Annotated in this window: 11 protein-coding genes; all 11 read left to right on the forward strand. The window is 56.3% G+C overall.

Annotated elements, in window-relative coordinates:
* Positions 1-87 precede the first annotated feature (87 nt).
* Positions 88-657: a hypothetical protein gene (locus ACH2EH_RS17310; RefSeq protein WP_395143528.1), complete on the forward strand. Its 570-nt coding sequence runs from the start codon at positions 88-90 to the stop codon at positions 655-657.
* The gene (gene hisI / locus ACH2EH_RS17315) at positions 654-1,040 is read left to right on the forward strand and encodes a phosphoribosyl-AMP cyclohydrolase (RefSeq protein WP_395143529.1); all 387 of its coding nucleotides are present in this window, start codon (positions 654-656) and stop codon (positions 1,038-1,040) included. Before ACH2EH_RS17310 ends, hisI begins: the two co-directional genes overlap by 4 nt.
* 46 nt (positions 1,041-1,086) lie before the next feature.
* Positions 1,087-1,833 (forward strand): hypothetical protein, encoded by a 747-nt coding sequence (locus ACH2EH_RS17320; protein ID WP_395143531.1) that lies wholly within the window; start codon positions 1,087-1,089, stop codon positions 1,831-1,833.
* A gap of 135 nt (positions 1,834-1,968) precedes the next feature.
* A complete protein-coding gene (locus tag ACH2EH_RS17325) occupies positions 1,969-2,904 on the forward strand; it encodes a prepilin-type N-terminal cleavage/methylation domain-containing protein (protein WP_395143533.1) in 936 nt (311 codons plus the stop codon).
* Between the two features lie 63 nt (positions 2,905-2,967).
* Positions 2,968-4,914: a tetratricopeptide repeat protein gene (locus ACH2EH_RS17330; protein ID WP_395143535.1), complete on the forward strand. Its 1,947-nt coding sequence runs from the start codon at positions 2,968-2,970 to the stop codon at positions 4,912-4,914.
* A gap of 74 nt (positions 4,915-4,988) precedes the next feature.
* Complete coding sequence (locus ACH2EH_RS17335) at positions 4,989-6,626, forward strand: CRTAC1 family protein (RefSeq protein ID WP_395143547.1); 1,638 nt, start codon at positions 4,989-4,991, stop codon at positions 6,624-6,626.
* A 3-nt stretch (positions 6,627-6,629) separates the two neighbouring features.
* The gene (locus ACH2EH_RS17340) at positions 6,630-6,944 is read left to right on the forward strand and encodes a hypothetical protein (protein ID WP_395143537.1); all 315 of its coding nucleotides are present in this window, start codon (positions 6,630-6,632) and stop codon (positions 6,942-6,944) included.
* 9 nt (positions 6,945-6,953) lie between these two features.
* Positions 6,954-8,189, forward strand: a complete 1,236-nt coding sequence (locus tag ACH2EH_RS17345; protein ID WP_395143539.1) for an ABC transporter substrate-binding protein — start codon at positions 6,954-6,956, stop codon at positions 8,187-8,189.
* Complete coding sequence (locus ACH2EH_RS17350) at positions 8,186-9,055, forward strand: carbohydrate ABC transporter permease (RefSeq protein ID WP_395143541.1); 870 nt, start codon at positions 8,186-8,188, stop codon at positions 9,053-9,055. The genes ACH2EH_RS17345 and ACH2EH_RS17350 overlap by 4 nt, the downstream gene beginning before the upstream one ends.
* The gene (locus ACH2EH_RS17355) at positions 9,056-9,589 is read left to right on the forward strand and encodes a GNAT family N-acetyltransferase (RefSeq protein ID WP_395143543.1); all 534 of its coding nucleotides are present in this window, start codon (positions 9,056-9,058) and stop codon (positions 9,587-9,589) included.
* A partial coding sequence (locus tag ACH2EH_RS17360; RefSeq protein ID WP_395143545.1) for a carbohydrate ABC transporter permease occupies positions 9,586-10,240 on the forward strand: 655 nt, incomplete at its 3' end. The genes ACH2EH_RS17355 and ACH2EH_RS17360, both read left to right, overlap by 4 nt.

Below are 10,240 nucleotides of genomic sequence, written 5' to 3' on the forward strand. Positions count from 1 at the left end.
GCGGCGCGCTGGATGGGCGGCAATCAGGCGGCATGTTTTAATTTGTCTTGAGGGGTGTGCGATAAAGAACGCAGGAGGGGGAGAGTCATGAAACGTGGGGAGATCGTTCGCGCACTGGAGCTGGCCTACACCACAGAGAGCCTAGTCTGGGTTCGCCGGGGCTGTGACACGCGCCCATGGCGCGGTTTTGTGGTGAGTGCTTCGGACACTCTGGTGCTGCTGCAGGTTCTGAACGCGGGGACGATGCGGCTCAATGGCTACACTGCCATTCGGATCAAAGATATTGAGGAGTGCATCGAAGACGAGACATTTGCTCCTATTGCGCTCAAGCTACTGGGAGAGCGCCCCAAGCCTCAGCCGGATCTCTTGCTCGTGGACATGCCCGGATTGCTCTCGTCGGTGGGGGCGCATTTCCCGCTACTGGAGGTCTTTCAGGAGCGCACGGGGGGCTCGTTTCAGATTGGGCGCGTGGTGGGTTTTGGCAAAAAGAAGGTACACTTTCAGGCGGTATCACGCGGGGCCGAGTGGGGCGACATCCAAAAATTCTCCTGTTCCGCCGTCACCCGTGTAGATTTTGGCGATGGCTACGATGAAGCACTCTGGCTGGTCGCACGCCGCCAGCCGCGCAACCTCCCGGAACGAAAAAAAAACGCATGAACTTTCCGATAGATACGCTTCGCTTTGACGAGAATGGGCTAGTTCCTACAATCGTGCAGGATGCAGCCAACCAGACCGTCTTGATGCTGGGCTTTATGAACCGCGAGTCGCTTCTGCGCACTATTAGCGAAGGCAAGGTCTGTTTCTGGAGCCGCTCGCGCCAGAAATTCTGGCTCAAGGGCGAAACGAGCGGAATGTTTCTGCTTGTGCGCTCGCTGCGCGTCAACTGCGAGCTGAACTCGCTTCTGATCCTCGCCGAGCCCATCGGCCCCACCTGCCACACCGGCCACGAGTCGTGCTACTTCCGCGAAGCGCAAGAAAGCGAGTGGGCGGAGATCGCCCCGGTTCTCGCCAACCCGGAAGCCCTCTACGGCAAGAAGTGAAGTCTGCGCCGCGACTCTGAGTCCAATGGGCTGGAGGACTAGTCTCATGTGTTGTTTTTCTGGTGCGGTGGAGAGCGTGACCAACACGCGGATTTTTGCGCGGCTGACGGGCAAAGGAAGCCAGTTTGTGGTCTACCAGATGCGCTGGAAGGCGCAAAAGCCTGTCGCCATGATCCTGCCTGTTCCTGTGGTGCAGGGCAAGCCCGATGCGGTGCGCTTTGTCAACCTGAAAGAGTACGCCAGCTTCTTCGACGATCTCAGGAAAGGCTTTCCCGTCGAGCCCCCTACGCGATCTGGTGGCGGCGGACTGAAGTCGTTTTCCAAGGCAGCAGATCCTCTATTGCCCGTCGAGGAAGTGGGGGATTTTGTGGCGAGCTTTGTGCCAACCGTCGCGGACTTCGCCCGGCTCGACCCGCGCTTTATTATTCCCAAAGAGACTTGGGATCAGGTGCCCGGTTACCGACGCTTTGGCTTCACGGTCTTTCAGCTCAAGGCGGCGGCCAAAAACGGTGCCAGTGTCCATCCAATAGCCTTTGAGTTCGACAATCGTATGGGCAACTCCCTGTTTTTCCCCACCCTGCATATCCATGATGGTGCAGTGCACCCGCGTGAGGAGTTCGACCACACGCTCTATGCTCAAGGCGTGGTAATCGGGGAGAAGACTCTCCAGAATGCCGAGAAATTTGTTGCAATGGCCAAGGCACAGGGCGTGATTGATGGTAAGCTACCCCTCTCGCGAAAGCTCCTACGAGGCCATCTCCAGAACCGCGACACGATCTTCGCAGCGTCGTAGTATAATGCAGTGTGCAATCTTACCTTTGCGCTCGAAGGCAGGGATGTGATATATTATCTAAACGGGTTTTCTAAAAGTTTTGAAGACTCTAAAGTTTGACAATCATCGTTGAAATTTTACAGGGAGGTTTTCTATATGAAGACAACTTCGGTGTCTGCTAAGAAGGCAGGCTTTACACTTATCGAGCTCCTCGTGGTGATCGCGATTATCGCGATTCTGGCAGCAATTCTCTTCCCCGTTTTTGCACAAGCACGCGAGAAGGCTCGTTCTATCGCCTGTTTGAGCAATACAAAGCAGCTCGGAATCGGCGCCATGATGTATGCGCAGGACTACGATGAATCGGAGCTTCCCGCCCACATGAGCTATGCCAACAGTGAGCTCGGCTACGGTGCGTCGGGTGTCTACACGGGGCGAGGCCCTGGCAATGGTTCCGTGGCGGACTGGAAGCGGTTCTGGCACTACATTATTCAGCCCTACGTGAAGAACTACAACGTCTTGGTCTGTCCCAGCCAGTCGTCCAAGCAGGGGCCGGACTGGGCCGATGATGCTGAGGGTGTGCGTGGTGGTATAGGAACAGGCTACGGCATCAACGATCCGATGACGACCTGGGATGGTAGCGTCGCCTCTTCGGCAAGCTACAGCCGCCCGGCAGAGACCGTCATGTTCGCCGACTCCGGTGCACTGACAATGGGTGCCGATGGTGACATGTGGTCAACAAACCAGGCGGCTCGTGTGGCATTCCGGGCAAATCCGGATAACTACAAGGGACCGGGCGGCTACAAGGCGGCGGCAAGCGCCCGTTTCGAGACCCCGCTTCGCTCTAGCTGGGATGGCGGTGGCGATGCCTACATGACACCTGTTGCTCGTCATGCTGGTTTCTGTAACGTGATCTTCTTTGATGGTCATGCAAAAGCGATCAAGCTAAGCCAGTACTGGATTATCCCAGGCAAGACCAGGATCGGTCGTAACGCTGGCAATGCCTTAGACACCAAAGCTGACTGGGGTGGCCCGTACGATATCTTTGCTGACAATGGTGTTCGTGGCAACGATAACAGAGGCTCTGCCTGGTAGGCTCAGCATCGAGACTGCAACGCCGGGAGAGCTTTCTTCCGGCGTTGTTCCTTCGTTACTCTCATGGATCTGGAATCTCAAGCCACACCGACGTCCCCCACTAAGCGTCGCAATGGTCTGCTTCCTCTCTTATGTATCGTCCTCGGGCTCGCACTAGGTGCACTGGCGCTTACCCGGTGGATGGCACGAAAACCCCCTCTTCCCCCCGATTCCGCAAGCCTTGAGACGAAGCAGCGCTACTGGCAGGCTCGCCTCAAGAAAGATCTCACCGATAAAGAGGCCTATCTCAACCTTGGAATTGTTGAGGAGCGCTCCGGTTTTTACTTCGCGGCACGACGCAACCTAGAGGCAGCCCGCTCCCTGGGAGTGCCAGACACGCAGATTTCAGGTCCCCTGGGACGTTCTCTAACCCATCTTGCCGAACCAGATCGGGCAAAGCCAGAGCTGGAAAAAGCGATTGCGCTCGCTCCTGGAAAATGGGAGCCCGTGGCAAATCTGGCAGGCTTTTACATCAATAATAGAGCTTCAAAAAGAGCCAATGAAGTTTTGGGGCGTTTCTGGGAGGGTGTGGATAAAAAATCGCTTTCCACACAGGAGCTCGAGCGTCTGAGCCTGGCTTTTTTAGAGTGTGGAAATAATAAATCCGCCTTTGCTGTCTCAAAGTATCTCGTCGAGACAAACCCGAGCTACACCGGTGGCTATATCTTAGCGGCGCGCTGTGCCCTGACGATGGGCGAGGTGGAAGCGGCGAAGAAATACGCAGAAGCGGCTCTGAAAGAGACCCCTGACGAGTCGGCGGCACTGTACTTCTATGGCTTGATCCTCAATAAGCTCAAAGACTACGACGGTGCGCTGAAAGTTTGGCAGAAAGCCAATCGGATAAACCCCAATGCTCCTGATGTCTACGAGCATATCGGTCTGGAATACGCCCGGCGCGGGGATTTCAAGCGTGCTGCATCGGCACTAGAGCGTCTTGCCCTCACCAATCCCGATGTCAATCGTTCGCTTCAAGTCATGGAGGCCTACCGCCAGGCAGGAGACGTAGACAATGCGACCTACTGGGAAGCCGTCGCAGCAGGGCTCCAGCACAACTACCCCGTTGCGCTGGAGCGGGCACGCAAAGCGGCTGCCTCCACGGACCCGGTTAAGAAGCGGCGTGGGCTGACAGCAATGGCCGAGGCGTATTTAGGGCTGGGGAAGAAAAAAGAGTACTTAGCGACGATCTTTGAGGCCACCAAGAGCGGGACGATTGATGATTTAGTTCTGCGTCTACGTGCCTACGAGGTCACGGATCAGTACGCGGAACGGCTGGCGGTCCTCGACAAGCTCATCACTCTTGACCCAAAACAGACACCCTCGATCCGCTACCAGCGCTCCGTGATCCTCGAAAAAATCGGCAAGCGCGATGAGGCAGAGACGGAGCTGGAGAGCGCTGTCCAGCTCGATCCAGACAACCCGACCTACGCAAAAGATCTGGCCAGCCTCTACTTTGCACGAAACAGTGTCGGAGATCGCCTGGCTAAAGCGACCGCCCTGTACGAGCGCGTGGTCTTTCAGCTCCCCGATCAGGAAGATGTCTGGCTGGCGCTGGGGCAGTGCTATGCGGCCAAGAACCAGCTCGCCCGTGCGGCACGCTGTATCGAGCATGCCATTGATTTAGAGTCGGGTAATGGGCCTGCCTATCTGGAGCTGGGGCGAATCTACGCCCGGTCGGGAAACGCGGCAGGAAGCCAAGAGATGCTCAAGCTGTACCAGAAATATGTCGCGTTTGAGCAGAAACGTCAGACGCTTCAGACCAAGGCGCGGCGCAACAACGCCACTGCCACTGAGATTGCGGAGTACGCGGACTTGCTCCTGGCTATGGGGGATGCTTCCGAGTCGGTCAATCAATACGAGAGAGCCTACGCACTAAACCTAAAGGACGCGGCGCTGAAAAATACGCTCAGAGAACTCTACCGACGGCTAGGAATGTCCGAGAAGCTTGAACGTATTGAGGGGATTGCCCGTTGAAGAGCTATTTCCTCGCTCTGAGCCTGGCCGTTTTTCTGTCGGGCTGTCAGCCGGGCAACAAAACTAATAACGTGATGACGACAAGTGTGGCACACCGCCCGATAGCCTTCACCGATATCGCGCACTCCGCCGGGATTGATTTCCAGCATGTCAATGGGAGCCGAGGGCGCAAGCTCATGCCGGAAACCGTCGGCTCCGGCCTCGCCCTCTTCGACTATGACAACGATGGCAAGCTCGATCTGCTCATCATGAACAGCACAACCTGGCCTGGTGATCCTAACCCTATTAAGACAACTCCCAAGCTCTACCACAACCTAGGTGCTGGCAAGTTTGAGGACGTCACGACGAAGCTAGGGCTCGGGATCACGCTCTACGGCATGGGCGTGGCCGTGGGTGACTACGACAACGATGGCTTTGAGGATATCTATCTGACGGCAGTGGGGGCCAATTTTCTTTTTCACAACGAGGCAGGCAAAGGCTTCCGTGATGTTACGGCGCAGAGCGGGACGGTTGGGGTGCCACTGCCGGGGACGAAGCTAGAGCACAAGTGGAGCAGCAGCAGCGCCTGGCTAGACTACGACAACGATGGATATCTTGATCTTTTTGTGTGTCAGTATGTCAAGTGGTCTCCTGAGATTGACCCTTACTGCGGCAAAAACGGAATCCGTGGCTACTGCCCGCCGGGTAACTTTGAGGGCGCCCGCTGCACACTTTTCCACAATGAGGGCACGGGCCAGTTCCGCGATGTGAGCAAGGGACTGGGACTCCTAGACATTGCTCTAGGAAAGTCGTTTGGAATAGCCGTGGCGGACTATAACCGCGATGGCTGGCTGGATATCGCCGTCGCCAATGATACCTGGGCTAACTTTTTGCTAATGAACGACGCAGGCAAGCACTTCACCGATAAGGGAGTGGAGAGTGGGATCGCCTTTTCAATGAGTGGAAAAGCCAAGGCGGGAATGGGAATTGATGTCGCAGATTTTCGCAACAATGGCAAGCTAGGCTTAGTAATTGGTAACTTTGCGGAGGAAGGTCTCTCGCTTTTTGAGCCAATGGAAGGCATGGAAACAATGTTCGAGGAGAAAGGACAGAGCCGTGGGATTTCGGCAGCAAGCCTTTCTAATGTCACTTTTGCGACTTTCTTTTTTGATTATAATCTTGATGGCTGGCAAGATATTTTTGCTACCAATGGTCACGTGGACGATATTGTCAGCACCTATAAGAGCAATTTAACCTTCAAACAAGAGCCGCTACTTTTTGAAAACAAACAGGGTGAAAATTTTAGTGATGTGACCAAGCAGTCTGGGATAAACTACAAGTTGGTAGGCCGTGGTGCCGCGTACGGTGATATTGACAATGACGGTGATCTCGATGTTGGGATTGTGGACAACAATGGAAAATTCTTGTTGTTGCGCAATGATGGTGGGAATCAAAATAACTGGCTGCGCCTGAAACTTATCGGCACTAAATCAAATCGCGATGGGATTGGTGCGCTGGTGACCGTCAGTACAGGGAAGCAAAAGCAGCGGCGCTATGTACGAAGTGGTGGTAGTTTTTTGTCAGAAAGTGAGCGTGTGCTTACTTTTGGGCTAGGAAGTGCTACAACTATTGACTCAGTGGAGATCCGCTGGCCTTCGGGGAAGTTGGATACACTGAATCAATTGGGAATAAATACAATGAAAACCATTGTTGAAGGAAAAGGGGTTGAGTAACCTATGAAGCAATCAATACCAGTGGGAGCAATTATCGGAGCCGTGGTGGCTTTAATAGCCATCGTCGGATTTATCGCCTACCGCATGTTCGCTCCGGAGAGTAATGCAGGGCCTGCCAGTGCGAAGACATCAGCAGGCTACATGCAACGCAATAGTTCCAGCTATGGACAGACACCCGCAGGGAAGACCAAGCCGACCGACAATATGGGGGGACGCCCCCAACAGGGGGGCTACGGTAGAGGCTACGGCGGCTCCCAACCAGGTGGACAAGGGGGCTATGGTTCCGGCTATTCGGGTAATCAGGGTCAGGGACGCTAAGCGTACTACATGCTGACACGTCGGCGTTTTCTTGGAGCACTGGGGCTGGCTCCGCTCGCAGGTTGCGGGCGGAGCGGCTCGTCCACGACCGTGCGGTTCTGGAACGGCTTCACGGGACCCGATGGTCGCACGATGCTGAAGCTGGTGCGGCGCTTCAACCAGGAGAACCCGGACATCACGGTGCTCATGCAGCGGATGGACTGGGGCACCTACTACAACAAGCTCTTTGTCGGCGGGCTGGGCGGGCGGGCGCCCGAGGTCTTCGTTCTTCACACACGCGCCCTGCTGCGCTTTGCCCGTGCAGGCTTTGCCGCACCCCTCGACCCGATTCTAGGCGACTTTCCCGCGTCCACGGACGTGGACGCCAATGTCTGGGAGGCGGCTAAAGTGGAGGGCAGCCACTACGGCCTTCCCCTCGATGTGCATGCGATGGGCATGTACTACAACAAAAAGCTCTTTCGTGACTCCGGGCTCGACCCGGAAAAGCCCCCTACCAACCGCACGGAGTTTTTAGAGGCGATGCGGCGCATCAAAAAGCCTGGCAAAAGCGGGGAGCCCGATCAGTGGGGCTACGTCTTTACCAACTTTGAGACGTGCACCTATACCTTCCTGAAGCAGTTCGGAGGCTCACCGTTTACCCCGGACTACACACGCTGCACGCTCAACAGCCCAGAGAATATCGCTGCACTAGCGTTTTGTCGGAGCCTTATCAAAGAGGGTCTCGTGCCCTCACCCGAGAATATCGACTCCTGGATCGGGTTTCGGCAGGGGCGAATAGGGATGGTATTTGAGGGAATCTACATGCTCGCCGATCTCCAGAAACAAAAAGATCTGGATTTTACGGGCGCTCCCGTGCCGCAAGTAACCAATCACAGCGCCGTCTGGGCCGACTCTCATAATTTATGCCTCAAGGCCGGACTTCCTCTGGAGAAACAGCGTGCGGCGTGGCGGTTCATGCGCTTTCTTTCGGACAACAGCGTGGACTGGGCTGCTGGGGGACAAATTCCCACGCGCCCGAGCCTGCGTGCCACGCCCGAGTTTCAGGCCATGGCAGTTCAGAGTGCTTTCGCGAAACAAATTCCCTTTGTTCAGTACCAACCCCGCCTGCCCTTTATCTTCGAGTACCAGACCGAGTACGGCTTGGCGGTCGAGAAAATACTGCGGGGTAAGGCCACCCCTGAAGAAGCGCTCGCTGCCGCTGAGAAGCACATCAACGAAATCATTAAGCGCGAGGCGACGCCATGAGGAAGCGCAACCATGCGTCGGGCTGGCTCTTTGCCGCGCCGCACTTGATTCTCTTTGTTGCGTTTATGCTGGGGCCGCTGCTCTTTGGGCTGGGACTGAGTCTCTTTCGCTGGGATATTCTCACCACACGGCCCGCACAGTTCGTCGGTTCTGCCAACTACCAGGAGGCGCTCAAGGATGAGTATGTCACCAAGGCGCTCTGGGCGACAGTGCGCTTTGTGCTGATGGCGGTTCCCTCGACTCTGATCCTGGCGCTGCTTCTGGCGGTCGGACTCGCGCAGGTCTCGGAGAAGCGCCGGGCTCTCTGGCGAGCGCTGTGCTACCTGCCACATCTGCTCACCGTCAGTGTGGTTGGCCTACTCTGGCGCTGGTTCTACAACACGGAGTTTGGGCTCTTTAACGCCTACCTCACTAAGTTCTTTGGCATCAAGATCGCCTGGCTCTCCGATGTGAACTGGGCCATGCCCGCCATCGTGATCATGACACTCTGGTGGACTCTGGGTGGCCCAATGCTGGTACTACTGGCGGCGATCCAGAATATCCCCACATCCTACAACGAGGCGGCGGCCATAGACGGGGCAACGAACTCGCAGATCTTCTGGCATGTCACACTGCCGCTCCTGCGCCCCGTGCTGCTCTTCTCAATGATCATGAATGTGATTGGCTCCTTTCAAGTGTTCGGGCAGGTCTTTATGATCACCCGTGGCGGCCCGGAGCTCTCGACGCGAACGCTGGTACAGTATATCTACGACACGGCGTTTAATAACTACCGAATGGGTTACGCTGCCGCGATCTCCTGGCTGCTTTTTCTAGTGATCGCAATCTTCTCCATTCTTCAGTTCCGGCTCATGCGGGAGAAAAAATAAGTGGAAACTCTCACGGGCGAGCGAGTTTGCCTGCGCATGATGACACCCAAGGACGCCCCTGCGATCTTCACCCTCTTCTCCGACCCGGAGGCGATGCGCTACTGGAGCTATCCGCCCTACACAGAACTCACGCAGGCCGAGGCGCGTCTGGCACGGGATATTTCAGGAGCCGCCGAGAGTGCCGTGCTCCCGTGGGGAGTCGAGCAGGACGGAGTTCTTATTGGAACCGTCACCCTGCACGATCTTAATCTTTCGGGGGGCCGCGCTGAGCTTGGTTACCTGCTCGCAAAGTCCCGCTGGGGTCAAGGGCTGGCGCAGGAGGCCGTTGGGCTGGCCATTGATCATGCTTTTGCCACCCTGGGCCTGCGCCGACTTGAGGCGGACATTGACCCACGCAACTTGGCCTCGCAGAAACTTTTAGAGCGCCTTGGCTTTGTGCGCGAAGGCTACTTGCGTGAGCGCTGGTGCGTGGCCGGAGAGGTCACGGATACGGCGCTCTATGGCCTGCTAGCACGGGAGTGGAGCTCCAAATGAAACGACGGAAACTCTCGCTGGCGGAGCTGTTTATCGCCGTTGCGGCACTGATCTTTGTCTTTCCTGTGGCGATGATCTTTATCACCGCCTTCAAGCCTGATGGTGAGGTGATCAAGTTTGATAGCATCTTGCCCAAACACCCCACGCTGGGAAACTTTCAGGAAGTGTTGGGCACGCCCGAGGAGATCCCGCTGGTGCGCTGGTTCCTCAACTCCCTAGGGATCGCCACAGCAACGACACTTCTAATCTTGTGTGTCGCCTCCCTCTCTGCCTATGCGTTTGCGCGGCTAGAGCTGCCAGGCAAGAAGTGGGTATTTCCGATTATCATTGGGGCGCTGATGGTGCCCGGACAGATCCTTTTGGTGCCGGTTTATTTAGAGCTCAACGCGCTGGGCTGGCTGGACACACCGCTGGCACTGATTGTCCCGGCAGGCGGCAGCGCTTTCGGGTTTTTCATGCTCCATAGCTTCTTCACGAGTATTCCGCGCGAGCTGGAGGAAGCCGCCGAGCTGGACGGCTGTGGGCGCTTGGGGATCTTCTGGAATGTCATTGTACCGCTGAGTAAGTCCCCGCTGGCGGCGCTGGCGATCTTTGTGTTTGTGGGCTCCTGGAACGACTTTCTCGGGCCGCTGGTGTACCTAGACTCCGTGG

The sequence above is a fragment of the Armatimonas sp. genome, assembly GCF_043760365.1.
Taxonomy (GTDB): Bacteria; Armatimonadota; Armatimonadia; order Armatimonadales; family Armatimonadaceae; genus Armatimonas.

Coding starts and splice junctions, on each gene's coding strand:
- ACH2EH_RS17335 (WP_395143547.1), top strand. CDS start 4,989: ATGACGACAAGTGTGGCACACCGCCCGATAGCCTTCACCGATATCGCG.
- ACH2EH_RS17330 (WP_395143535.1), top strand. CDS start 2,968: ATGGATCTGGAATCTCAAGCCACACCGACGTCCCCCACTAAGCGTCGC.
- hisI (WP_395143529.1), top strand. CDS start 654: ATGAACTTTCCGATAGATACGCTTCGCTTTGACGAGAATGGGCTAGTT.
- ACH2EH_RS17340 (WP_395143537.1), top strand. CDS start 6,630: ATGAAGCAATCAATACCAGTGGGAGCAATTATCGGAGCCGTGGTGGCT.
- ACH2EH_RS17325 (WP_395143533.1), top strand. CDS start 1,969: ATGAAGACAACTTCGGTGTCTGCTAAGAAGGCAGGCTTTACACTTATC.
- ACH2EH_RS17320 (WP_395143531.1), top strand. CDS start 1,087: ATGTGTTGTTTTTCTGGTGCGGTGGAGAGCGTGACCAACACGCGGATT.
- ACH2EH_RS17310 (WP_395143528.1), top strand. CDS start 88: ATGAAACGTGGGGAGATCGTTCGCGCACTGGAGCTGGCCTACACCACA.
- ACH2EH_RS17345 (WP_395143539.1), top strand. CDS start 6,954: ATGCTGACACGTCGGCGTTTTCTTGGAGCACTGGGGCTGGCTCCGCTC.
- ACH2EH_RS17350 (WP_395143541.1), top strand. CDS start 8,186: ATGAGGAAGCGCAACCATGCGTCGGGCTGGCTCTTTGCCGCGCCGCAC.